This window comes from Ideonella benzenivorans, from assembly GCF_020387415.1.
GTDB classification, from domain to species: domain Bacteria; phylum Pseudomonadota; class Gammaproteobacteria; order Burkholderiales; family Burkholderiaceae_C; genus Ideonella; species Ideonella benzenivorans.
This window is the reverse complement of the sequence record NZ_JAGWCB010000010.1, coordinates 770,050-792,480: the sequence shown is the minus strand read 5'-3', so window position 1 is coordinate 792,480 and position 22,431 is coordinate 770,050. Positions and strand designations below refer to the sequence as shown.

At 67.8% G+C, this 22,431-nt stretch carries 25 protein-coding genes and 4 tRNA genes; 27 read left to right on the top strand and 2 right to left on the bottom strand.

The window, feature by feature from the left end:
* Positions 1-512: 512 nt before the first annotated feature.
* The gene (gene gph, locus KGA65_RS12600) at positions 513-1,202 is read left to right on the top strand and encodes a phosphoglycolate phosphatase (RefSeq protein WP_375142637.1); all 690 of its coding nucleotides are present in this window, start codon (positions 513-515) and stop codon (positions 1,200-1,202) included.
* A 16-nt stretch (positions 1,203-1,218) separates the two neighbouring features.
* Here the strand turns inward: gph and KGA65_RS12595 are convergent, their stop codons facing one another.
* Positions 1,219-1,464: a TonB family protein gene (locus KGA65_RS12595; protein ID WP_225863438.1), complete on the bottom strand. Its 246-nt coding sequence runs from the start codon at positions 1,462-1,464 to the stop codon at positions 1,219-1,221.
* Positions 1,465-1,538: 74 nt separating this feature from the next.
* A complete protein-coding gene (locus KGA65_RS12590) occupies positions 1,539-1,763 on the bottom strand; it encodes a hypothetical protein (protein WP_225863437.1) in 225 nt (74 codons plus the stop codon).
* A 462-nt stretch (positions 1,764-2,225) separates the two neighbouring features.
* Between KGA65_RS12590 and trpE the strand changes: the two genes are divergently transcribed.
* The 26 genes from trpE to rplL all read left to right on the top strand — a co-directional run bounded on the left by trpE (position 2,226) and on the right by rplL (position 22,276).
* A complete protein-coding gene (gene trpE / locus KGA65_RS12585) occupies positions 2,226-3,701 on the top strand; it encodes an anthranilate synthase component I (protein ID WP_225863436.1) in 1,476 nt (491 codons plus the stop codon).
* A 158-nt stretch (positions 3,702-3,859) separates the two neighbouring features.
* Positions 3,860-4,861: an AraC family transcriptional regulator gene (locus KGA65_RS12580; protein WP_225863435.1), complete on the top strand. Its 1,002-nt coding sequence runs from the start codon at positions 3,860-3,862 to the stop codon at positions 4,859-4,861.
* A gap of 182 nt (positions 4,862-5,043) precedes the next feature.
* Complete coding sequence (locus KGA65_RS12575) at positions 5,044-5,676, top strand: DUF6160 family protein (RefSeq protein ID WP_225863434.1); 633 nt, start codon at positions 5,044-5,046, stop codon at positions 5,674-5,676.
* A 132-nt stretch (positions 5,677-5,808) separates the two neighbouring features.
* Positions 5,809-6,627 (top strand): hypothetical protein, encoded by an 819-nt coding sequence (locus tag KGA65_RS12570; RefSeq protein ID WP_225863433.1) that lies wholly within the window; start codon positions 5,809-5,811, stop codon positions 6,625-6,627.
* Positions 6,627-7,505, top strand: a complete 879-nt coding sequence (locus KGA65_RS12565; RefSeq protein WP_225863432.1) for a hypothetical protein — start codon at positions 6,627-6,629, stop codon at positions 7,503-7,505. The genes KGA65_RS12570 and KGA65_RS12565 overlap by 1 nt, the downstream gene beginning before the upstream one ends.
* Before the next feature lie 29 nt (positions 7,506-7,534).
* Positions 7,535-7,996, top strand: a complete 462-nt coding sequence (locus KGA65_RS12560; protein WP_225863431.1) for a hypothetical protein — start codon at positions 7,535-7,537, stop codon at positions 7,994-7,996.
* Positions 7,997-8,023: 27 nt separating this feature from the next.
* Positions 8,024-8,788 (top strand): C39 family peptidase, encoded by a 765-nt coding sequence (locus KGA65_RS12555; RefSeq protein ID WP_225863430.1) that lies wholly within the window; start codon positions 8,024-8,026, stop codon positions 8,786-8,788.
* Between the two features lie 68 nt (positions 8,789-8,856).
* Positions 8,857-9,828: a transporter gene (locus KGA65_RS12550; RefSeq protein ID WP_225863429.1), complete on the top strand. Its 972-nt coding sequence runs from the start codon at positions 8,857-8,859 to the stop codon at positions 9,826-9,828.
* Between the two features lie 13 nt (positions 9,829-9,841).
* Entirely contained in the window at positions 9,842-11,449 is a 1,608-nt protein-coding gene (locus KGA65_RS12545; protein WP_225863428.1) for an OmpP1/FadL family transporter, read from the top strand.
* 59 nt (positions 11,450-11,508) lie between these two features.
* A complete protein-coding gene (locus KGA65_RS12540) occupies positions 11,509-12,108 on the top strand; it encodes a DUF2059 domain-containing protein (RefSeq protein ID WP_225863427.1) in 600 nt (199 codons plus the stop codon).
* Between the two features lie 345 nt (positions 12,109-12,453).
* A complete protein-coding gene (locus KGA65_RS12535; protein WP_225863426.1) occupies positions 12,454-13,053 on the top strand; it encodes an anthranilate synthase component II in 600 nt (199 codons plus the stop codon).
* Positions 13,050-14,141, top strand: coding sequence for a low-specificity L-threonine aldolase (ltaE, locus tag KGA65_RS12530; RefSeq protein ID WP_225863425.1), 1,092 nt, complete (start codon positions 13,050-13,052; stop codon positions 14,139-14,141). Before KGA65_RS12535 ends, ltaE begins: the two co-directional genes overlap by 4 nt.
* Positions 14,142-14,162: 21 nt before the next feature.
* Positions 14,163-15,200, top strand: a complete 1,038-nt coding sequence (gene trpD, locus KGA65_RS12525) for an anthranilate phosphoribosyltransferase (protein WP_225863424.1) — start codon at positions 14,163-14,165, stop codon at positions 15,198-15,200.
* The gene (gene trpC / locus KGA65_RS12520) at positions 15,200-16,000 is read left to right on the top strand and encodes an indole-3-glycerol phosphate synthase TrpC (RefSeq protein WP_225863423.1); all 801 of its coding nucleotides are present in this window, start codon (positions 15,200-15,202) and stop codon (positions 15,998-16,000) included. The genes trpD and trpC overlap by 1 nt, the downstream gene beginning before the upstream one ends.
* Positions 16,001-16,037: 37 nt before the next feature.
* Positions 16,038-16,766, top strand: coding sequence for a uracil-DNA glycosylase (locus tag KGA65_RS12515; protein ID WP_445666956.1), 729 nt, complete (start codon positions 16,038-16,040; stop codon positions 16,764-16,766).
* A 74-nt stretch (positions 16,767-16,840) separates the two neighbouring features.
* Positions 16,841-16,926: transfer RNA gene (locus tag KGA65_RS12510), tRNA-Tyr, on the top strand.
* A 32-nt stretch (positions 16,927-16,958) separates the two neighbouring features.
* A tRNA-Gly gene (locus KGA65_RS12505) sits at positions 16,959-17,032 on the top strand.
* A 100-nt stretch (positions 17,033-17,132) separates the two neighbouring features.
* A tRNA-Thr gene (locus tag KGA65_RS12500) sits at positions 17,133-17,207 on the top strand.
* A gap of 47 nt (positions 17,208-17,254) precedes the next feature.
* Positions 17,255-18,445, top strand: a complete 1,191-nt coding sequence (tuf, locus tag KGA65_RS12495) for an elongation factor Tu (protein ID WP_225863410.1) — start codon at positions 17,255-17,257, stop codon at positions 18,443-18,445.
* A 20-nt stretch (positions 18,446-18,465) separates the two neighbouring features.
* Positions 18,466-18,541, top strand: a tRNA-Trp gene (locus KGA65_RS12490).
* A gap of 180 nt (positions 18,542-18,721) precedes the next feature.
* Complete coding sequence (gene secE, locus KGA65_RS12485; RefSeq protein WP_225863422.1) at positions 18,722-19,108, top strand: preprotein translocase subunit SecE; 387 nt, start codon at positions 18,722-18,724, stop codon at positions 19,106-19,108.
* A gap of 31 nt (positions 19,109-19,139) precedes the next feature.
* Positions 19,140-19,718 carry a transcription termination/antitermination protein NusG gene (gene nusG, locus KGA65_RS12480; RefSeq protein ID WP_225863421.1) on the top strand — a complete coding sequence of 193 codons (579 nt, stop codon included), beginning with the start codon at positions 19,140-19,142 and terminating at the stop codon, positions 19,716-19,718.
* 163 nt (positions 19,719-19,881) lie between these two features.
* Positions 19,882-20,313: a 50S ribosomal protein L11 gene (rplK, locus tag KGA65_RS12475; RefSeq protein WP_225863420.1), complete on the top strand. Its 432-nt coding sequence runs from the start codon at positions 19,882-19,884 to the stop codon at positions 20,311-20,313.
* 1 nt (position 20,314) lies between these two features.
* Positions 20,315-21,022, top strand: coding sequence for a 50S ribosomal protein L1 (rplA, locus tag KGA65_RS12470; protein WP_225863419.1), 708 nt, complete (start codon positions 20,315-20,317; stop codon positions 21,020-21,022).
* A gap of 300 nt (positions 21,023-21,322) precedes the next feature.
* Positions 21,323-21,841 (top strand): 50S ribosomal protein L10, encoded by a 519-nt coding sequence (rplJ, locus tag KGA65_RS12465; protein ID WP_225863418.1) that lies wholly within the window; start codon positions 21,323-21,325, stop codon positions 21,839-21,841.
* 54 nt (positions 21,842-21,895) lie between these two features.
* Complete coding sequence (gene rplL, locus KGA65_RS12460; RefSeq protein WP_225863417.1) at positions 21,896-22,276, top strand: 50S ribosomal protein L7/L12; 381 nt, start codon at positions 21,896-21,898, stop codon at positions 22,274-22,276.
* Positions 22,277-22,431 lie beyond the last annotated feature (155 nt).

Below are 22,431 nucleotides of genomic sequence, written 5' to 3'. Positions count from 1 at the left end.
ACGCACCATTGCCATATCGGTCTTCCCCGGCGCCACGTTCCACCTTGCCACGCCGCCAGCGGCTGCGCCAACCCGTGTTTCTTCGGGACGATTTGCGGCGCGGGCGGGCCGATTACTCCGCTAACCCATCATTCCACCGGACCTGCGCGAAAAGCTGCGCAGGCCGGTGAATTCAAACGTTGAAGCGGAGGGCTGCTCTCCCGCGCACGGCGGCATTCCCCCCTCGACGACGAGAGTGACTCGCGTCGATGCAGTGAGCCGTCTTTCCGGCGACCTCGGCCGCACATCCCAGATTGCCCACCAAACATGCGTACTTGGTGGCAGACGAATGACTGCTGCATTGCTGACAGCGGGCATTCATGCGGCTGCGACCAGTGACCGCAACCGCTGCATAGCCGCAAGCATTGGCAGGCCTCAGGCCTTTTTCGCCTTTGTGGGCCATCCATCTTCTGCGTCCCAGCCGCGTGGTACCTTGCCTCCGTTGTCGACTCTATTTCGCCGTTGTGGACCTGATCACCGCACACCACGCCTCCTTCTGGCAAGCCGCCATCGTTGACCTGGACGGCACGATGGTCGACACCCTTGGGGATTTCGATCTCGCCCTCAACCGGAGTCTGGCCGAGCTGGGGCTGCCGGGGGTGGACCGCGGCTTCATCGCGAACACCGTGGGCAAGGGCTCGGCGCACCTGCTGCGCAGCACGCTGGCCCAGGTGCAGGCCGATGCGCAGCACTACGACGCGCTGTGGGCGGCCTACCAGCGCCACTACCTGGCCATCAACGGGCAGGCCGCCACGGTCTATCCCGGGGTGGTGGAAGGGCTGACGCGGCTGCGCGACGCGGGCCTGCGCCTGGCCTGCCTGACCAACAAGCCGACGGCCTTTGCCAAGCCGCTGTTGCAGGCCAAGGGGCTGGAGGGCTTCTTTGCCGAGGTGTTCGGCGGGGACGCCTTCGAGCGCACCAAGCCGGACCCGCTGCCGCTGCGCAAGACCTGTGAAGCCCTGGGCAGTGCGCCGGGCCGCACGCTGATGGTGGGCGATTCCAGCAACGACGCCCGGGCCGCACGCGCGGCCGGCTGTCCGGTGGTGCTGATGGCCTACGGCTACAACCACGGCGAGCCGCCGCAGGCGGCCGGGCCCGACGCGGTGCTGTCGCGGCTGGATGCCCTGGACCTGGACGCGCTGGCGCAGCAGCTTGGCCACTGACGCGGCCGTTCGGGTCTCAGCTGTCCAGGTCGAAGTCGAACTGGATCACCGCCGAGGTGGGGCGGGCCACGGGCTGGAAATGCGCGGCTCGGGTGGCCTGCAGTGCGGGCTGCTCCAGCCGGGGGTGGGTGCTCTGGACGATGACGGCGTCCAGCACCTGGCCGTCCGGGCCGATCTCGACCCGCACCTCCACCGCGCCTCGCCGCAGGCGGCGCATCAGCGCGTCGGGCAGGGCCAGGACCTCGCCGGGGCGCAGCGTCACCGTGTCCGCGACCCGGGGGGCAGACGGTGCGGCGGCAACTGGGGCGGCTTGAGATGGCGGCGCGTCGGTGGGCGTCAGGCGGGGCGCGGGAGCCGTTCGATGGCCAGCGGGGCCACCGGGCGGGGTGGGGTGGGCCGCTCGGCGGCCTTTTCCGGCGGGGGGCGATCCTGGGCCGCGGTGTGTTCGCCGAGCTTGCGGATCCAATACATCGGCCGCTCGGCATCGCGCCGGACCCGGTCGCTGACCGCCAGGCCCGGCGGGTCGGGAATGGGTGCGGGGGCCGGCTGGCCCCAGGCCATGGCGGCCAGCAGCAGCAGCCCGGCGGCCCCGCCGAGCCGTGCCCGGGCGGACCGCGGGCGGTGTGATTCCCTGAACGGTGTGTGGCGGGAGGAGGGTGATCCTTCCGCCTTCACCCAACGACGCCGCATGGCGATGGCCCCTGTTGTCGTGTGATGTCCTCGTGGTGCCGGGTGGGCGGCCACAGAATCGGCCAGTGTGACCCGGGCGTGACAGCCTGTCCATGTCTGAGACCTCCCTCAAACCGGGGGGATCGCGGTGAGGCGCTGCTACACTGCCGGCATGTTCACCTCGCGCAAACGGATGTCGTACACGCACGACCGGGGAGCCTGGCCCTGGCGTCGTTGGTTCGTCTGAATCATCCTGGGTGCGGCCCCTGCGTGGCCGCGCTGTGACGAGAACATCCCCCGCGCCATCGGCCCCGTGAGGCCTGAACCCTGCGGCGCGGGACGAGGAGAACGACTGTGATCACCGAACTCGAATTCAAGAGCCAGGCTGCTCAGGGCTACAACCGCATCCCCCTGATCACCGAGGCCTTTGCCGACCTGGAAACCCCGCTCTCGCTGTACTTGAAGTTGGCCGGTGGCCAGCCCAACAGTTTTCTGCTGGAGTCGGTTGTTGGCGGCGAGCGCTTCGGCCGCTATTCCTTCATCGGCCTGCCCGCGCGCACGCTGCTGCGCGCCACTGGCCCGCGCACCGAGGTCGTCACCGATGGCCAGGTGGCGGAGGTGCACGAGGGCAACCCGCTGGACTTCATCGCCCAGTACCAGGCCCGCTTCAAGCCGGCGCTGCCGCCGGGCCTGCCGCGCTTTTGCGGTGGGCTGGCCGGCTACTTCGGCTACGACACGGTGCGCTTCATCGAGAAGAAGCTGGCGCACACCACCAAGCCCGGCGGCATCGGCACGCCCGACATCCTGTTGCTGCAGACCGAGGAACTGGCCGTCATCGACAACCTGTCGGGGCGGCTCTACCTGATCGTCTGGGCTGACCCGTCGCGCCCGGAGGCGTACTTCAACGCCAAGCGCCGCCTGGCCGATCTGACCGACAAGCTGCGCTACAGCGTCACCGCGCCGGCCGTGAAACGCGGCCCCAGCTACGCGGTCGAGCGCGAGTTCGCCAAGGAAGACTTCCAGGCCGCGGTGCAGAAGGCCAAGGACTACATCGCCGCGGGCGATTGCATGCAGATCGTCGTCGGCCAGCGGCTGCAGAAGCGCTACACCGAGAGCCCGTTGAGCCTTTACCGCGCACTGCGCTCGCTCAACCCCAGCCCCTACATGTACTTCTACGACATGGGGGACTTCCAGATCGTCGGCTCGTCGCCGGAGATCCTGGTGCGCCACGAGCACACGCCCGAAGGCCAGAAGGTCATCATCCGCCCGATCGCCGGCACGCGCCCGCGCGGTGCCACGCCCGACGTCGACAAGGCGCTGGAAGCCGAGCTGCTGGCCGACCCCAAGGAGCGCGCCGAGCACGTGATGCTGATCGACCTGGCGCGCAACGACGTGGGCCGCATTGCCAAGACCGGCTCGGTCAAGGTGACCGAGGCCTTCGCGATCGAGCGCTACTCGCACGTGATGCACATCGTCAGCAACGTCGAGGGCCTGCTGAAAGACGGCATGAGCAACCTGGATGTGCTCAAGGCCTCCTTCCCGGCGGGCACGCTCAGCGGCGCGCCCAAGATCCGCGCGATGGAGATCATCGACGAGCTGGAGCCCGTGCAGCGCGGCATCTACGGCGGCGCCTGCGGCTACCTGAGCTTTGCCGGCGACATGGACGTGGCCATCGTCATCCGCACCGGCATCGTCAAGAACCAGACGCTCTACGTGCAGGCGGCCGCCGGCGTGGTGGCCGACTCGGTGCCCGAGATGGAATGGCGTGAGACCGAGGTCAAGGCGCGGGCGTTGATCCGCGCGGCCGAACTGGTCGAAGAAGGTTTCTGACGCCTCGGTGACGGTTCCGACAGCCCGATCACCCTGAGGGTTCGCCAGGGTGGCCGGGCTGTTGCTGCTTTGTTAACCTGGATGTTTCAAAAAAGCACGGTCGTGCTTTTTTGAACCCGCCGGGTGCTTGCCGGTGGATCCGTGTTTCCGGAGTCGGCATGAACACCCTTCCATTGCGGCAGCTGTGCGCCTATCGCGCCATGCATGATGGATTTTCCCGCTGTGGTCTGGACCTGGATGCCTTTCTGCTGGGGGAGGGCGGCGTGGCCACTCTGGAGGCCGTGCTGCCGGCCACCACCCTGGCGGACCTGTTCGACGCCGCCTGGCGTCATGCCGTGGCCCGCACCGGCGACCCGGCCATTGGCCTGCGCATGACCCCGCGCCAGCCGCTGATCGGCCTGGGCGGCATGGCGCACCTGGTGCTGGCGGCGCCGGACGTGCGCACTGCGCTGTACCAGCTGGAGCGCTTCACGGGGGTGATCTCCCCCACCACGGCGATGAGCCTGGAGATCTCGGACAGCGGCGTGCGCATCGGGGTGCAGGTCTCGCCCGGGGCGCGGCCGGCCGCCTCGCAGCGCTTCGACTTCATGGCCTACACCGTGCTGCAGGGCATCTGGTGGCTGCTGGGGCAGGTGCTGCGGCCGCAGCGCGTCAGTTGCCCGTTTCCGGCGCCGGTCGACCCCCGGCCTTGGGAGGAGGCCTATGGCGCACCGGTGCGGTTCGGCGGCAGCGTCTATGCGCTGGACATGCCGCGCCACCTGCTCGATCTGCCGGTGCCCACCGCCGACCCGATGATCGCCAACCTGAGCGAACAGCTGGCCAGCCGGCTGCTGGCCCTGCAGGGCGGCAGCCTGGTGGCCCGGGTGCGCGAGGCGGTGAGCCGCCAGCTCGCGCGCGGTGACCCGCGCCGAGAGCAGGTGGCGGCCGAGCTGCGCATGAGCGAGCGCACCCTGCAGCGCCACCTCAGCGACCTGGGCACCTCCTTCCAGGACGTGGTGGACGACACCCGCCGCGAGATGGCGCGTCGCCTGCTGGAGGCCGGCAGCGCCACGCCCACCGAGATGAGCTTCGCGCTGGGCTTCGCCGATCCCAGCACCTTCTACCGGGCCTGCAAGCGCTGGTTCGGCTGTTCGCCCAGCGAGTTCCGCTGCGCTCCCTGAGCTGCGGGAGAACCCTGTCGGGACCTTTCCCGATGGGTCGCTCAGGCCATGAGCTTGGCCGCTGCGGCCAGTGCAGCCCAGGCGCTGCGTGCCGAAGATCAGCCCCGCGATGTCGACACCTCCTTGCCGGAGTCCCTGACGAGATCGGCGACCTGATCCACAACCATATTTTGGAGACAAGCATGAAATTCGCACTGCGCGCCGCGGCCCTGGCAGCCCTGTCCACCCTGGCCCTGTCCGCCTCGGCCATGACCGCCATCGAAGACGACGCCCTGTCCACCGTCAGCGGCCAGGACGGCGTGTCCATCGCCGGTGACCTGAACATCAACATCGGCAGCTTCCAGTACACCGACACGGACACCGACGGCGGCTCCGTGAAGTTCAACGACATCGGTGTGAAGGGCATGTTCGTGATGACCATCGACATCCTGGGCAAGAGCGCCTTCGTGTCGAACGTGGCCGATTCGATCGGTGCGCACCTGGGCTACACCCAGGCCGACGCTGATGTGGGCAAGGTGCTGGCCGCGGGCGGCAGCACCACCCCGACCGCCGGTGGTGTGGCCATCGCCACCGAACTGGGCAAGCTGACCTCGGCCACCTATGACGCCTTCGGCGCCGCCACTGGCGCGGCCATCTACGACGGTGCCTCCGACGTGGTCCAGTTCGCCTTTCCGAACGCCCACCTGGACAGCAACCTCGCGCCCAGCGTGACCGTCGGCTCGATCAAGATGGGCAACAGCAACGCCTCCTTCGGCGCGGTGGCCATCAACAACATCGACATGCAAGGCAGCAAGTTCTGGATCTGGGCCCACTGATCGCTTCCTGATCGTTTGAAATCCAGTGTTCCGTGGCGCCGTCGACGCCGGCCAGTGGGCCGGGGGCGGTGGCGCCAGGCCCGCACGGTGTGCGCCGTGCGGGCGTGTTCCACATGGGGTGGGGCGTTTGCGATGTCGAGTCGTTTCCTGAATACAACAGCCTGGCGGGGAGGGTGCCGCCGCGCGGTGGCCGGCCTGGCGCTGGTGGCGGGCGGGACCGGGGGCCTCGCCTGGGCAGCGGAGCCGCTGGACGATGCGGCGCTCTCGGCCACCTGGGGTCAGGCGCTGCTGAGCCTGGGCACCACCAGCTACCAGGGCCTGGACTTCACCCGCCTGACTCTGGGGGCGGACATCTCGCTGTCGGCCAACTTCAGCGGCCTGCGTCTGGGTGAGTACAGCGGGTCGCCGCGCAACGCCACCGGGGCCGACATCGACCTTGGCACCCTGCAGTTCGGCCGCAGCGATGGCACGGCCGCACAACGCACCGTCAGCCTCACCGACCCGTACTTCGAGTTCGTCACCAGCGGCAGCGGCAGCAGCCAGCAGGTGGTGGGCATGCGCTTTGGCTTCGGCGGCCTCAGCGGCGACCTGGGCACCACGATGAACGTGGTCAGCGGCAGCCTGTTGATTGATGCGGGGGCGGCCGGTGTGATCGATTCGCGCAATGACCCGCTGGGCGGCAAGCGCTGGGACGGCACCAGCTGCGTCAGCGGTGCCAGCTGCACGCTGGCGCTGTTGCAGATCGGCGGCCTGCGGGCCGGCAATGCCGATGGGGCCAGCCGCGACTTCTTCCTGGCGGTCCAGAACCAGGCCGTCAACTACCCCAGCCTGGTGGCCGGGCTGGCCGCGCCGGACACCGCGCAGGCCGGCGTCTGGTTGAACTGGCGGGACCGGCTGAGCGCGCTGAACACCACCGGCACCGTGCCACCCAACACCGGCAAGGCGCCGTGATGGGGAGGGCCGCACGCGCCGTGCTGAGGGCTGGCTTGCTGATCCTGGCGGCGGCGCGGCCGGCATGGGCCCTGGAGACCCTGAGCGAGCGCGACCTGGCCACCGTGCAGGGGCGCGATGGCCTGTATTTCAACCTGCAGAACTTCTCCCTGTCCGGCCAGCTCAGCCTGAGCTATGCCTCGCCCGATGGCGCGATGCTGAAGTTCGGCGATCTGGCGATCTCCCGCACCGACGATCCGGCCCACCTGCTCGACGACCCTTACGCGCTGTGGATCGCGCGCCGGGGCACGGGCCTGGCCGACGTGGTGCATCTGGATCTGCCCCAGAACGCTGCCGGGCTGCAGCGCTGGCAGGCGGCGGCCGACCTGGCCGTGACGCCGGCGGGCGGCACCCCCCAGGCGCTGGGCGCCCTGGTGCTGCAGGACCTGGCCCTGTACGGCGGGGGCGTGCAGCTGAGCACGCAGAGCGACGGGGGCGCGGGCTCCGGCCTGGTGCTGGGTGTGGCCCTGCGGGCCGACGTGGGGGCGCTGTCCTGGCGCGCACGGGGCCGGAACGACGGCAGCGAGGCCCTGACGCTGAGCGGCATCCATCTGGGCGCGGTCGATGCCAGCGGTCAGTTCACCGGCCAGCCCTGGGCGCTGGCCGATGTCAGCCAGCAACCCGCGGTGCTGCAGGTCATCCGCGACGGCAACGGCGGCCAGGTGCTGCAGCTGAAGGTGGACTGGCGCAGCAGCGACACAGGCGCCGCCAAGGCCGGCCTGCTGATCGACAACGTGCGCTTCGACAGCGCCGCCAATGGCGCGATGGACCTGGGCAGCAGCCGCATCAGCAGCTTCCAGATCAACCACATGGACCTGCGTCTGCGGCCGGGCAACTGACGATGGCGTGTCAAGGTGCTGTCTCCTGGATGCCGGCCCTGGTGGCGGCGGCGATGACCGGTGGGTTCGCTGCGGCCGGTGCCGCCCCGCTGCCGCTGGACGACGCCACGCTGTCCGAGGTGCGCGGCGCCGGGCTGGGGGTGGGCGTGCACCTGGAGCTCAACAGTGCGCTGCTGACCGGGGCCATCCCCCAGCCGAACCTGGCCGCGGCCTTCGGCGATCCGGCTCAGCCGAACTACCTGGTGATGTACGGCGTCGGCGGGGTCCTGGACCTGTACGCCGTCACCCTGAACGTCGTGACCGCTGCCGATGGCAGCAGCCAGCTGGCGCTGGGCCTGCCCGGCTTCGTGGGGGCCAACACCTTCGGCACGCGGGCCATCGCGGTGCAGTCGGACCCCACTGCGCCGATGAGCGCCGCCACCAGCCTGGGCGGCCTCACGCTGGACGGCACCGGCGCGATGACCGGCCGCCTGCTGGTGTGGGCCCGCTGAACAGACCCAGATGAAAGACCAAGGACCATGTGGATGATTCTGTTGGGGGTGGTGGCCTCCGTGATCATGGGCAGCGGGCTGGTGTCCCGCATCGAGCCCCAGGACCAGCCCCAGGCGCAGGTGACCCTGCCGATGCAGGCCGTGGGCGGCGGCGTGGCCCCCGAGCAGGTGGCCTTGCGTCCGCAGAGCGAGTTCAAGTACGACCACATCGTTCGCCAGGCCTACGACTACAGCTGCGGCTCGGCGGCGCTGACCACCGTGCTGCGCTACCACCTGGGCTATGAGGTGACCGAGCAGCAGGCCATGGAGGGCATGCTGACCTATGGCGAGAGCGACAAGATCATCGCCCGGCGCGGCTTCTCGCTGCTGGACATGAAGCGCTATGTCGCCACGCTGGGCAGCCAGAGCGCGGGCTTCCACGGCGAACTGTCCGATCTGGCCGCCCTGAAGGACCCGGCCATCGTGCCGATCGACTACGCCGGCTTCAAGCACTTCGTGGTGTTTCGCGGCCTGCGCGACGGCCGGGTCTTCCTGGCCGACCCGGCCATGGGCCACCTGGTGCTGTCGCAGACGGAGTTCGCCTCGCTGTGGGACCGCAACACCCTGTTCCTCATCTACCCGCCCGGTGACGCCCCGGTGCCACGCCAACTGGCCCTGACCGACACCGAAATGGGTGTCGTTGCCGATGACCAGATCCGCGAGTCCGTGCGACTCGGTCCCTCGCCCAACAAGGAAGCCCTGGAGCGCGCCGTGCAACAGGGCCTGGGCTCTCTCTTCCTCCGCCGTCCATGAAAACTGCTGTTCCCTTCGGCCACCGTGCCACCTGTGTTCCCGTGTCCTTGCTGGCGGGGTGTCTCCTGATGGGATTGGGGGCTGTGGCCCGGGCCCAACCCGCGCCGGCGCCCGCGGCGGGGACCGATGCCGCCCGCGACGCGCTGAAGACCCAGGAGGGCGATGTCAGCCAGGACAAGCTGCTCAAGGACACCTTGACCTCGGCCGAGAAGGCCTATTCACTGCTCAGGACCGGCCAGACCGCCGTCACCTACGACCTGAACTACAGCTACATCGGCAGCGAGACGATCAACGTCAAGTTCACCGACAGCACGCTGACGCTGTTCGATATCCAGAACACGCGCGCCCACACCATCACCAACAGCTTCGAGCTGGACTACGGCGTGCTGGACAACCTGACCGCCACGGCCACGCTGCCGCTGATCAGTCGCTATTCGCAGAGCAACAACTTCAGCGGCCTGTCCAACGGGCTGGGCGACATCGCGCTGGGCGTGCGCTACCAACCCTTCGAGCAGCGCCGCGACAGCGCCATCTTCACCACCACCGCCACGCTGCGCCTGCCCACGGGCCGCAGCCCCTACACCACCATCGTCGGCCAGAACCTCGCCACCGGTTCGGGCAACACCGCGCTGACGCTGGGCGTCAACGCCTCGCAGGTCTACGACCCGGTGGCCGTGTTCGGCTCGCTGAACTTCACTGGCAACCTGCCGGCGCGCAACCTCAGCCAGCAGCGCGATGGGCTGACCCTGACCGAGGTGCGGCCGGGTTCCAGCATCGGTTTCGGCCTGGGCTTCTCGTATGCGCTGTCGTACAAGGTCTCCACCACCATGTCGGTGCAGGAAACGGTGTCGGCGCGCAGTCGCCTGAAGTTTGCCGATGGCACCAGCTCCAAGACGGCGATGCAGACCTCGGGCATGCTCAACCTGGGCTTGGGGCTGCGGGTGTCGCCCAAGACCACGCTGAACTTCACCGCGGGGGTGGGGCTCACCGCCGATTCGCCGGACTTCAGCCTCGGCATGAACATGCCGCTGTCCTTCTGAGCGGGCCGCGGTGATGGGCATGGTGCGCGCCTGGCGGCGAGCCGCCTGGGGCCTGGTGATCTTGTCGTTGCTGCCTGGGGCCCGCGCGGCGCTGACCGAGAACCTGGCGGTCAGCCCGGCCGCGATGTCCATGGGCAATGCGGTCACCGCCGACCCGCAGGGCCTGGACGCGGTGCACTTCAACCCGGCCGGGCTGACGCGGCTGGAGGGCCGGGTGCGCGAGGACACCGTCTTCGGCGCCTCGCTGCGCATGCGCAGCGAATTCCACCAGCCCGAGGGCTACGACATCGGCGGCTTCACCCGCGATCCGCTGGACGGCACGGTGTCGGACCACAACCGGCAGACCCTGTTCCTGCCGTTGGCCGGGGTGCCCAACTGGCGCCTGCCCTTCGTGGCGGCCGCGGGCCTGGGGATCTCGCTCAACCAGCCGGACTCGCCCTGGACCTTCGCCACCGCGGTCTATGTGCCGCAGGCGGTGGGTTTCGACCGCAGCAAGAACCCTGCTGACCCGGGGCGCTTCCAGGGCAAGCGGGTGGTGATCCAGCGCCTGGTCTACGCCTCGCCCTCGGTGGCCTACAAGTTCTCTGATTCGCTCAGCGTGGGCCTGTCGATCCCCATCGCCCACCAGGGCTTTGCGTTGGACACCGACATGCGCTTTCCCAACAAGCTGATCGGCATCTTCGGCAAGCTGCAGGACGCCTGGTGCGGCGACAACAGCAACCCGCTGGATGTGTTCGCCTTTGGGCTGTGCGGCGGCGGCAAGGAAGGGCGGCTCAACCCCTACACCACGGCCGGGGCGATGCGCTTCGAGGCCACCTCACCGGCCGACCCCACCTTCAATCTGGGCGTGCTGTGGGAGCCGACCGACTGGTTCGGCCTGGGGGCGGTCTACCAGAGCGGCTCGCGCACGGTGCTGACCGGGCGCTACAACTTCCATGCCGAGCCCATGTTCCGCAAGCTGGTGGAGGGCATGTATGCCTCGCTGCAGGGGCCGATCGTGGCCGCGACGCTGGGCTTTCCGACCAGCATCCCGGAGGAGCAGTCCGGCAACATGACCCTGGTGCTGCCGTTCCCGCCGCATGTACAGGTGGGCGTCAAGCTCAAGCCGGTGGCGCGGCTGCAGCTCAATGTGGACGCCAACTGGACCGACTGGGGCCAGTGGAACCAGCTGACCTTCCAGTTCGATCAGCAGGTGCGCTTTCTGCAGATGGCGCGCCTGTTCGGCCAGGCCGATGCGAGCAAGCTGGTCATCCCGCGCGGCTACCGCAGCAACGTGCACTTCGGCTTTGGTGCGGAGGTCGAGCTGATGCACGGCCTGAAGCTGCGGCTGGGCTACGAACCGCGCAAGAGCTCCATCCCGCAGGACAAGATCGACCTGATTGCGCCACTGCCGGACATGACGGTGCGCAGCCTGGGCCTGAACTGGACCACCGAGGACGGCACGCAGCTGATCGTCGGCGCCAGCCTGGCCAAGGGCCGCTACAAGGTGCCGGCCGATGGCAGCTGCAACCTCAACTGCACCGACTTCTTCAACGTCATCTACAACCCCTACGCTGGACTGGACGTGTCCGGCGAGACCCGCCTGCGCTACTTCGGCGTGAGCGTCACCCGGCCGTTCTGAGCGCACGGCCGCCCCCCACTGCAGTTCCCCTCAGTCCCATGTGCCAGACGCCATCTCCCGTGCCCGCCGTTCTCTCTCTTCGCCGCGCCCTGCGCCACCTGGCCCTGTTGGGCGGGGTGGGGCTGCTGGCCCCGGCGGCCTGGGCGGTGCCGGCCGCTGCCGCGCCGGCCGTGGTGGCCTCCACCGTCCCGCCGGCCAAGCAGGCGCTGATCGACCGGTTGCTGACCCTGTGGCACCCCGAGCAGGTGGCCATGCTGATGGTGCAGCGGCCGGCCGCCGACGCCGTCCAGCACAGCCGCATCGCCCTGCAGGGGCGGGTGAGCGCCGAGAAGCTGGAGTCCACGATGAAAGGCATCGCGGGGGACGCCAAGGCCTACCTGGACGTGGCCACACCGATCGCGCAGGCCGCGGGCCAGGCGGCTGCACGCAGCACCGCCGTCCCCTTGCTGGCCGAGCAGTTCAGCGAGGACGAGCTGAGGGCGCTGATCGCCATTCTGGAGGCGCCGGTGCGGCAGAAGTTCGAGAAGCTGGCGCCCAACATCGAGGGGGCGGTGGGGGCCGAGGTGGCTCGGCAGGCCGGCCCGGCTATCCAGCCGCCGCTCGACAAGATGAAGCAGGAAGTGGCCGGCAAGCTGCGCGCGGCCGCGATGACGCGCTGAGCCGGCCGCTGCCCAGGCCGGCAGAACCGCCTCAGGATGTGGATAATGGAAACCTCACCTTCCATGACGGCCATGCCTGAGACCCACGAATTCCGCCCGTTGCCCGCGTCCCGTGTCGACGCGGCGGGCTGGCGTTCGGGTACGGCAGCCCGTGTGGCCGATCCCTGCGGGCGATGGCGTCGCCCGCACCACTGCTGATCGGCCTTCGCTCGGGCCGGTGCTGACCGTGCTGCCCGAAGCCGGCCTCCCATCCTTGGAGGCATCCGGCGGCCTCCATCCCCTCTTGGTTTCCTGTGCCCGGCCGCGTGCGTGCGGTCGGCGCGTCCTCCCCATGCGAGGTTCCTCATGCTGTTGATGATCGACAACTACGATTCCTTCACCTTCAACCTGGTCCAGTACTTCAGTGAACTGGGCGAGGAGGTGAAGGTGGTCCGCAACGACGAAATCACCCTGGAAGGCATCACCGGCCTGAAGCCGGATCGCCTGGTGCTCTCGCCCGGCCCCTGCTCGCCGGCCGAGGCCGGCATCTGCGTGCCGGCCGTCCAGCACTTCTTGGGCAAGCTGCCCATCCTGGGGGTGTGCCTGGGCCACCAGAGCATCGGCGCGGCGATGGGCGGGCGCATCGTGCGTGCGGCCACCCAGATGCACGGCAAGACCAGCGTCATCAGCACCGACCGCCGCGGCGTCTATGCCGGTCTGCCGGAGCAGTTCACCGTGATCCGCTACCACTCGCTGGTGATCGAGCGCGCCAGCCTGCCGGCGGCGCTGGAGATCACCGCCACCTCCGAGGACGGCGAGATCATGGGCGTGCGCCACACCGAGCTGGCCGCGACCGACGCGCCGATGGAAGGGGTGCAGTTCCACCCCGAGTCGATCCTGTCCGAGCATGGTCATGCGATGCTGCGCAACTTCCTGGCCATGGGCCGCGTGAAGGAGGTTGCATGAGCGTGTCCCACGACCACCCGGTGATCGACCTGCGCAGCGACACCGTCACCCGGCCCACCACCGCGATGCGCGAGGCCATGCTGACGGCCGAAGTGGGCGACGATGTCTTCGGCGACGACCCGACGGTCAACCGGCTGCAGGAGCGGCTGGCCGCGCTGCTGGGCAAGGAGGCCGCGCTGTTCGTCTCCAGCGGCACGCAGAGCAACCTGCTGGCGCTGATCAGCCACTGCGAGCGGGGTGACGAGTACCTGGCCGGCCAACTGGCTCATTGCTACCGCTATGAAGGTGGCGGCGCGGCCATCTTGGGCAGCATCCAGCCGCAACCGCTGCCGCAGCAGCCCGACGGCACGCTGGCGCTGGCCGACATCGCGGGCGCGATCAAGCCGATCGACCCGCACTTCGCCCGCACCAAGCTGCTGTGCCTGGAGAACACCTGGAACGGCCAACCGCTGACACTGGACTACCTGGACGCGGCCACCGCGCTGGCCCGCCAGCACGGCCTGGCCACCCACCTGGACGGCGCGCGTCTCTTCAACGCTGCCGTGGCCACCGCCGCCGGGGGCGATCCTTACGCCGCGGCGCGGCGCATCGTGGGCGAGTTCGACACCGTCTCGGTCTGTCTCAGCAAGGGCCTGGGCGCGCCGGTGGGGTCGGTGCTGTGCGGCTCGGCCGAGCTGATCCAGCGCGCCCACCGCTGGCGCAAGGTGCTGGGCGGTGGCATGCGGCAGGTGGGGGTGCTGGCGGCCGCCGGCCTGCATGCGCTGGAGCACCATGTGAACCGCCTGGCTCAGGACCATGCGCTGGCCGCTCGGCTGGCGCGCGGCCTGGCGCAGATCGACGGGCTCACGCTGCGCAGCGCCGCCACCAACATCGTTTTTGTGGATGTGGCCGAAGGCCGCGGCCCGGTGCTGCTGGAGCACCTGGCGGCCCGCGGCATCCTGGCCACCGGCCTGCTGGGCCTGCGTTTCGTCACCCACCTGGACGTGGACGAGGCTGGCATCGACCGCACGCTGGCGGCGGTGCGCGAGTTCTTCGCGCTGCCGGTGGGCGCCCATGCCCGCGCGGCCACCGCCCAGGCCCCTTACTGATTGTTTTCGGAATCCGACACCATGAGCATCAGCAACACCGACGCGCTGACCCGCGTCATCGAACACCGCGAAATCTTCCACGACGAGATGCTGGCCCTGATGCGGCGCATCATGACCGGCGAGATGTCCCCGGTGATGATCGCCGCGCTGGCCATCGGCCTGCGGGTCAAGAAGGAGACGGTGGGCGAGATTGCCGCCGCGGCCGAGGTGATGCGCGAGTTCGCCACCCCGGTGCCCGTGGCCGACCGCCAGAACCTGCTGGACATCGTCGGCACCGGCGGCGACGGCGCGCACACCTTCAACATCTCGACGGCCTCGACCTTCGTCGCGGCGGCGGCCGGAGCCCGCGTAGCCAAGCACGGGGGGCGCAGCGTGTCCTCCACCAGTGGCAGCGCCGACGTGATCGAGGCGCTGGGCGGCAACCTGTCGCTGAGCCCGGCCCAGGTCGCCGAATGCCTGACCGAATGCGGCATCGCCTTCATGTACGCCCCCAACCACCATGCCTCGATGAAGCATGCGGCGCCGGTGCGCAAGGAGCTGGGCGTGCGCACCATCTTCAACATCCTGGGGCCGCTGACCAACCCGGCGGGCGCTCCCAACACGCTGCTGGGCGTGTTCCACCCGGACTTGGTGGGCATCCTGGTGCGCGTGCTGCAACGCCTGGGCGCCGAGCACGCGATGGTGGTGTACGGCATGAACGGCATGGACGAGATCTCGCTCTCGGGCGAGACCCTGGTGGGCGAGCTCAAGGATGGCGAGATCCGCGAGTACCGCATCCATCCGAGCGACTTCGGCCTGCCGGTCTACGACAGCCGCGTGCTGAAGGTGGCCAACCGGGACGAATCGGTGCAGTGCATCCAGCGCGCGCTGGCCAATGAGGACGGCCCGGTGCGCGACATCGTGCTGCTCAATGCCGGCGCGGCGCTTTACTGTGCAGGCGTGGCCGGCAGCGTGGCCGACGGTGTCAAGCGGGCGCGCGAGGCGGTGGCCTCCGGTGCGGCGCTGGCCAAGCTGAGCCAGTTCGTCTCGGTCAGCAACCGTCTGAAGGGGGCTGCGTGATGTCGCAGGACACGCCGGACGTGCTGCAGCGGATTGTTGCCGTCAAGCATGAAGAAGTGGCGGCCGCCCGGGCCACCCGGCCGCTGGTCGAACTGCGCCGCCAGGCCGAGGCCCGGCAGGACACCCGGGGCTTTGCGGCGGCGCTGCGGGCCAAGGTGGCCGCCGGCCTGCCGGCCGTGATCGCCGAGGTCAAGAAGGCGAGCCCCAGCAAGGGCGTGCTGCGGGAGGCTTTTGCGCCGGCCGAGATCGCCGCCAGCTACGCCGCCCATGGCGCGGCCTGTCTGAGTGTGCTGACCGACGAACGCTTCTTCCAGGGCCATGTGGACTACCTGCAGCAGGCGCGGGCGGCCTGTGCGCTGCCGGTGCTGCGCAAGGACTTCATGGTCGATGCCTACCAGGTGGTCGAGGCCCGCGCGATCGGGGCCGACTGCATCCTGCTGATCGCCGCCTGCCTGGACGATGCCCAGATGGCCGACCTGGAGGCCACCGCGATGGGCCTGGGCATGGATGTGCTGGTCGAGGTGCACGACAGCGCCGAGCTCGACCGGGCCTTGCGGCTGAAGACCCCCTTGCTGGGCATCAACAACCGCAACCTGCGCACCTTCGAGGTGTCGCTGGAGAACACGCTGGGCCTGTTGCCGCGGGTGCCTGCGGATCGGCTGCTGGTCACCGAGTCGGGCATCCTGACGCCCGACGACGTGCGCCGCATGCGGGCCCACCACGTCAATGCCTTCCTGGTGGGCGAAGCCTTCATGCGGGCGCCCGACCCGGGCGTGGCCTTGCAGACCTTGTTTGGCTGAGCCGGTGGTCCGCGCAACCCGTCCAGGGCAGGCCGGCCTGCCGTTGCCCGACAACCGGCTCACGCAACCGGCACCGGTCTGGCTGGCCGCCACGGCACCGGATTGGCAGCCAGTGGTCCAGCGTTGGCGCGACAGCCCGGAAGGGCAGGCCTTGCTGAGCCATCTGGCGGCGCGGCAGGCCGCGGGCGCCACCCTCTATCCGGCCTGGCCGCTGCGTGCGCTTGATCTGACGCCGCTGGCCGCGGTGCGGGTGGTCATCCTGGGGCAGGACCCGTACCATGGACCGGGACAGGCCGAAGGGTTGGCCTTCTCGGTGCCGCCGGGCGTGCGGGTGCCGCCCAGCCTGCGCAATATCTATGTCGAACAGCAGCGGGACCTGGGTCTGCCGCGGCCGACCCAGGGGCACCTGGCCGCCTGGGCCCGGCAGGGCGTGCTGCTGCTCAACACCGTGCTGACGGTGGAGGATGGTCAGCCGGCCTCCCATGCGCGCAAGGGCTGGGAGCGCCTGACCGACGCCCTGATCGCCGAGGTGGCGGGGCGGCCGCAGCGCATCGTCTTCCTGCTCTGGGGGGCGCATGCCCAGGCCAAGGCCGCGCTGATCGAGGCAGTGGCGCCGGGCCGGCACCTGCTGTTGCAGGCCAACCATCCGTCGCCGCTGTCGGCCCGCCGCCCGCCGGTGCCCTTCATCGGCTGCGGCCATTTTTCTGCGGCCTGTGCCGCGGTGCCGGGGCTGGACTGGCGCCTGCCGGAGGGCGGTGCGGACTGAAATTCCAAAAGATTGCATGCGCCCAGTAGCCACTTCGCAAAACACTGTGCTATAGTGCGTGGCTCTGCTGCTACGGAGGGGTGCCCGAGTGGCTAAAGGGGGCAGACTGTAAATCTGTTGGCTTACGCCTACGTTGGTTCGAATCCAACCTCCTCCACCAAAGCGCAGAGAGCAACCGAAGAACGAATCCCGGCGGGAGTAGTTCAATGGTAGAACCTTAGCCTTCCAAGCTAATGACACGGGTTCGATTCCCGTTTCCCGCTCCAGGCCCTGGGGCCATCGGGTTCGGTTGTGGTTGGTGTGTAAGAAAGATCTGTCGACACAGGTCTGGGTGTCGGAAGTTTTGGCTTCCAGGCCTGTGTCGATGCCCATGTGGCTCAGTGGTAGAGCACTCCCTTGGTAAGGGAGAGGTCGCGCGTTCGATCCGCGCCATGGGCACCACCGATTCCCTGTCTTTTTATTGATCTCGAACGCCGCAGGAGCGCAAGATGGCAAAAGGCAAGTTTGAACGGACCAAGCCGCACGTGAACGTGGGCACGATTGGTCACGTGGACCATGGCAAGACGACGCTGACGGCGGCGATCACGACCATCCTGTCGAGCAAGTTTGGTGGCGAGGCCAAGGCCTACGACCAGATTGACGCGGCGCCGGAAGAAAAGGCCCGTGGTATCACGATCAACACCGCGCACGTGGAATACGAGACGGCCACCCGTCACTACGCCCACGTGGACTGCCCGGGACACGCCGACTATGTGAAGAACATGATCACCGGCGCGGCGCAGATGGACGGCGCGATCCTGGTGTGCTCGGCCGCTGACGGCCCGATGCCCCAGACCCGCGAGCACATTCTGCTGGCCCGTCAGGTGGGCGTGCCTTACATCATCGTGTTCCTGAACAAGTGCGACATGGTCGATGACGCCGAGCTGCTGGAACTGGTGGAAATGGAAGTGCGCGAGCTGCTGAGCAAGTACGACTTCCCGGGCGACGACACCCCGATCATCAAGGGCTCGGCCAAGCTGGCGCTCGAAGGCGACAAGGGCGAGCTGGGCGAGAAGGCCATCCTGAACCTGGCCGACGCGCTGGACACCTACATCCCGACGCCGGAACGCGCCGTGGACGGTGCCTTCCTGATGCCGGTGGAAGACGTGTTCTCGATCTCGGGTCGCGGCACCGTGGTGACCGGCCGTGTCGAACGCGGCGTGATCAAGGTCGGCGAAGAAATCGAAATCGTCGGTATCAAGCCGACCCAGAAGACCACCTGCACCGGCGTGGAAATGTTCCGCAAGCTGCTGGACCAAGGTCAGGCGGGCGACAACGTCGGTATCCTGCTGCGCGGCACCAAGCGTGAAGACGTCGAGCGCGGCCAAGTGCTGGCCAAGCCCGGCTCGATCACCCCGCACACGCACTTCACCGCCGAGGTGTACGTGCTGAGCAAGGACGAAGGCGGCCGCCACACCCCGTTCTTCAACAACTACCGTCCCCAGTTCTACTTCCGTACCACGGACGTGACCGGCGCGGTGGAGCTGCCGAAGGACAAGGAAATGGTGATGCCGGGCGACAACGTGTCGATCACGGTCAAGCTGATCGCCCCGATCGCGATGGAAGAGGGCCTGCGCTTCGCCATCCGTGAAGGCGGCCGCACCGTCGGCGCCGGCGTCGTCGCCAAGATCATCGAGTAATCTCGAACTAGAGAGGCTGCAGGGGTATAGCTCAATTGGCAGAGCGTCGGTCTCCAAAACCGAAGGTTGGGGGTTCGATTCCCTCTGCCCCTGCCAACCGGTAAGGGTCCCTGATCAGGACTGTTGCCGGTTCGACACCCGGTCAGGGTCTTCACCCTGGCAGCCTTGCTTCCCAGCCCGCAGGTGCTTCGCTCCGGCGGGCTTTGCTGCTGTTAGGTCTGCCTGTTGGTTGACCGCAGGGTGCTGTTACTGCTCCCGGATTCGCAAGTGAAAGCCATGTCTCCCACTCCCCAAGTCGAAACGGTGTCCTCCGGTGCCGAAAAGGCCAAGCTGGCCGCGGTGGCCGTGCTGGTGATCGCTTCGATCGCGGCCTTCTACCTGCTGGGTCAGCAAGACCTGTGGCAGCGGGTGCTGGTGCTGCTGCTGGGGCTGGCGATGGCGGTTGGCGTGTTCTTCGTCTCCGAGAGTGGCAAACAGGTGATCGCCTACGGCCGCGATTCGGTGCGCGAAGTCAAGAAGGTTGTCTGGCCGACCCGCAAGGAAGCCACGCAGATGACGGGCTATGTGTTCGCCTTCGTGCTGCTGATGGCCTTGTTCCTGTGGTTGACCGACAAGTCGCTGGAGTGGGTGCTGTACGACCTGGTCCTGGGCTGGAAGCGCTGACCGGGCGGACTGCACACAAAGGATCCTGAGCATGAGCGAAACCACCGCCACCGAGAACGTCCCCGCTGCCGCACCGAATCCGCTGCGCTGGTACGTGGTGCACGCCTATTCCGGCATGGAAAAGGCCGTTGAGCGCAATCTGCGCGAACGCATCGACCGCGCCGGCATGCAGGCCAAGTTCGGCCGCATTCTGGTGCCGACCGAAGAAGTGGTGGAGCTGAAGAACGGCAAGAAGTCGGTCACCGAACGCCGCTTCTTCCCCGGCTACGTGCTGGTCGAGATGCTGATGGACGACGAGACCTGGCACCTGGTGAAGAACACTGGCAAGGTCACCGGCTTCGTCGGTGGCGCCAAGAACCGTCCTTCGCCGATCTCCGAAGCCGAGGTGATGAAGATCGTCAACCAGATGCAGGAAGGCATCGAGAAGCCCCGGCCCAAGGTCGAGTGGGAGGTTGGCGAGCTGGTGCGGGTCAAGGAAGGCCCGTTCACCGACTTCAACGGCGCGGTCGAGGAAGTCAACTACGAGAAGTCCAAGGTCCGCGTGTCGGTCACCATCTTCGGTCGCGCCACGCCGGTCGAACTGGATTTCTCGCAGGTTGAAAAGGTTTGACGAACTGAGTTCGTCGAACCTTTCGCCGAAGGGCCTTCAGGCCTGTAGGCAAAAAGTTTGAGTTTTTGCGGCGAACCGCCCCGACCCCGGTTCGCTGGTCTGAAAAGGGTCGATAGACGAGGAGACCGCTTCGGCGGTCGTTTGAACTCGATAGGAGCCATTCATGGCAAAGAAGATCGTCGGCTTCATCAAGCTGCAGATCCCGGCCGGCAAGGCCAATCCCTCTCCCCCCGTGGGCCCGGCGCTGGGTCAGCGCGGTCTGAACATCATGGAGTTCTGCAAGGCGTTCAACGCGCAGACCCAAGGCATGGAACCGGGCCTGATGCTGCCGGTGGTGATCACCGCCTTCGCCGACAAGTCCTTCACCTTCGTGCTGAAGTCGCCCCCGGCGACCGTGCTGATCAAGAAGGCCATCGGCCTGGGCAAGGGCTCGGACAAGCCGAACCTGACCAAGGTGGGCAAGATCACCCGCGCTCAGCTGGAAGAGATCGCCAAGGTGAAGCAGAAGGATCTGACCGCTGCTGACCTGGACGCCGCGGTGAAGACCATCGCCGGCTCGGCCCGTTCGATGGGCGTGATCGTGGAGGGCGTGTGACATGGCAAAGCTGACCAAGAAGGCCAAGGCCCTGCAAGGCAAGGTGGACAGCCTGAAGCTGTACCCGATCACCGAAGCCCTGTCGCTGGTGAAGAGCTGCGCGACCGCCAAGTTCGATGAGTCCATCGACGTGGCCGTGCAACTGGGCATCGACGCCAAGAAGTCGGACCAGGTCGTGCGTGGTGCGGTCGTGATGCCCAACGGCACCGGCAAGACCAAGCGCGTGGCCGTGTTCGCCCAAGGCGCCAAGGCTGAAGAAGCCAAGGCCGCGGGTGCGGATGTGGTTGGCATGGAAGACCTGGCCGAGCGCATCAAGGGCGGTGACATGCCGTTCGATGTGGTGATCGCTTCGCCGGACACCATGCGCGTCGTCGGTACCCTGGGTCAGATCCTGGGCCCGCGCGGCCTGATGCCGAACCCGAAGGTGGGCACCGTGACGCCCGATGTGGCCACCGCGGTGAAGAACGCCAAGGCGGGTCAGGTGCAGTTCCGTGTCGACAAGGCCGGCATCATCCACGGCACGATCGGCCGTCGCTCGTTCGACGACGAGAAGCTGGCCGGCAACCTGGCCGCGCTGCTGGAGGCCCTGAACAAGGCCAAGCCGGCTTCGTCCAAGGGCGTCTACCTGAAGAAGGTGGCCGTGTCCTCCACGATGGGCGTTGGCGCCCGCGTGGACATCAGCTCGATCGCGCTGAACGCTGCGGCCTGATCGGCCGACGTGACAAACCGGCGGGTGCGGCCGTCTTGACGCATCCGCCGCTGAATTGGTGGGCCGGCATCGTCTTCGGATGATGCCGGGCCATCCAAGACCGCTGGCGGCGTTCTCCGGAACGCCTTAATCGGAAGGTGGGGCTGGCCCCGCCGCCCCGCCAGCGCAGATGGCGTCCCCGCCGTGAACGACAGAGATTCCAGTGATGGGTGCTCTTTCTCCGACACGGCAAGGTCGCTGCAACCCAGGTGTGTCCGCGGGTGTTCGCACCCCAGGACACGTTGATGTGAGGAGTAGACCTTGAGTCTCAACCGCAACGAAAAGGCGGCCGTGATCGAGGAAGTGGCAGCGCAAGCCGCCAAGTCCCAGACCCTGGCGCTGGCCGAGTACCGTGGCCTCACCGTGGAAGCCCTGAACAAGCTGCGCGTCGATGCGCGTGCCAAGGGTGTGTATCTTCACGTGCTGAAGAACACCCTGGCCCGTCGCGCCGTCGCCGGCACCCCGTTCGAGGTGGCCGCGGAGAGCATGGCCGGTCCGCTGATCTACGGCTTCTCGGAAGATGCCGTCGCCGCCGCCAAAGTCATCGCCGACTTTGCCAAGGGCAACGACAAGCTGATCATCAAGGCGGGCGCATACGCCGGCAAGGCTCTGGACGTCGATGGCGTCAAGGCCCTGGCGTCGATCCCCAGCCGCGAGGTTCTGCTGTCGCAGATCGCCGGTCTGCTGAAGTCGCCGGTCCAGCGCACCGCCGCTGTGCTGGCCGCGCTGGCCCAACAAAAGGGTGGCGCCGAGGCGCCTGCCGAAGCTGTCGCAGCCTGATTGCTGCGCACGCCCTGCATCCCATTCACTGAATCACTGAAATAGGTACATCAAATGGCATTCGACAAAGACGCCTTCCTGACCGCCCTGGATTCCATGACCGTCATGGAACTGAATGACCTGGTCAAGGCCATCGAAGAGAAGTTCGGCGTGTCCGCCGCCTCCATGGCGGCCCCGGCTGCTGGTGGCGCTGCCGCCGGCGGTGCTGCTGCTGCCGAAGAGAAGACCGAGTTCAACGTCGTGCTGACCGAAGCCGGCGCCAACAAGGTCTCCGTCATCAAGGCCGTGCGCGAACTGACCGGCCTGGGCCTGAAGGAAGCCAAGGACATGGTCGACGGCGCTCCGAAGGTCGTGAAGGAAGGCATTGCCAAGGCCGACGCCGAAGCTGCCGTGAAGAAGCTGACCGAAGCCGGCGCCAAGGCCGAGCTGAAGTAATTCGCTTCTCGCTCAAGAGGCTGGGGGTCCGAAAGGCCTCCGGCCTTTTGTGCTTGAGGAGACCCTTTCGAGAGCAGTTGGAAAATCCCGAGTGATAATCGGGGGTTTTCCAAGTGTTCTCTGATCCGACTGCAGAAGAACAGGTTTGGTCGGGC

Excerpts from the sequence above, each read along its gene's own strand:
- KGA65_RS12590 (WP_225863437.1), bottom strand. The coding sequence starts at position 1,763 with ATGGCCTGGGGCCAGCCGGCCCCCGCACCCATTCCCGACCCGCCGGGC.
- KGA65_RS12580 (WP_225863435.1), top strand. The coding sequence starts at position 3,860 with ATGAACACCCTTCCATTGCGGCAGCTGTGCGCCTATCGCGCCATGCAT.
- KGA65_RS12575 (WP_225863434.1), top strand. The coding sequence starts at position 5,044 with ATGAAATTCGCACTGCGCGCCGCGGCCCTGGCAGCCCTGTCCACCCTG.
- KGA65_RS12570 (WP_225863433.1), top strand. The coding sequence starts at position 5,809 with ATGTCGAGTCGTTTCCTGAATACAACAGCCTGGCGGGGAGGGTGCCGC.
- KGA65_RS12565 (WP_225863432.1), top strand. The coding sequence starts at position 6,627 with ATGGGGAGGGCCGCACGCGCCGTGCTGAGGGCTGGCTTGCTGATCCTG.
- KGA65_RS12560 (WP_225863431.1), top strand. The coding sequence starts at position 7,535 with ATGCCGGCCCTGGTGGCGGCGGCGATGACCGGTGGGTTCGCTGCGGCC.
- KGA65_RS12555 (WP_225863430.1), top strand. The coding sequence starts at position 8,024 with ATGTGGATGATTCTGTTGGGGGTGGTGGCCTCCGTGATCATGGGCAGC.
- KGA65_RS12550 (WP_225863429.1), top strand. The coding sequence starts at position 8,857 with ATGGGATTGGGGGCTGTGGCCCGGGCCCAACCCGCGCCGGCGCCCGCG.
- KGA65_RS12545 (WP_225863428.1), top strand. The coding sequence starts at position 9,842 with ATGGGCATGGTGCGCGCCTGGCGGCGAGCCGCCTGGGGCCTGGTGATC.
- KGA65_RS12535 (WP_225863426.1), top strand. The coding sequence starts at position 12,454 with ATGCTGTTGATGATCGACAACTACGATTCCTTCACCTTCAACCTGGTC.
- ltaE (WP_225863425.1), top strand. The coding sequence starts at position 13,050 with ATGAGCGTGTCCCACGACCACCCGGTGATCGACCTGCGCAGCGACACC.
- trpD (WP_225863424.1), top strand. The coding sequence starts at position 14,163 with ATGAGCATCAGCAACACCGACGCGCTGACCCGCGTCATCGAACACCGC.
- trpC (WP_225863423.1), top strand. The coding sequence starts at position 15,200 with ATGTCGCAGGACACGCCGGACGTGCTGCAGCGGATTGTTGCCGTCAAG.
- tuf (WP_225863410.1), top strand. The coding sequence starts at position 17,255 with ATGGCAAAAGGCAAGTTTGAACGGACCAAGCCGCACGTGAACGTGGGC.
- secE (WP_225863422.1), top strand. The coding sequence starts at position 18,722 with ATGTCTCCCACTCCCCAAGTCGAAACGGTGTCCTCCGGTGCCGAAAAG.
- nusG (WP_225863421.1), top strand. The coding sequence starts at position 19,140 with ATGAGCGAAACCACCGCCACCGAGAACGTCCCCGCTGCCGCACCGAAT.
- rplK (WP_225863420.1), top strand. The coding sequence starts at position 19,882 with ATGGCAAAGAAGATCGTCGGCTTCATCAAGCTGCAGATCCCGGCCGGC.
- rplA (WP_225863419.1), top strand. The coding sequence starts at position 20,315 with ATGGCAAAGCTGACCAAGAAGGCCAAGGCCCTGCAAGGCAAGGTGGAC.
- rplL (WP_225863417.1), top strand. The coding sequence starts at position 21,896 with ATGGCATTCGACAAAGACGCCTTCCTGACCGCCCTGGATTCCATGACC.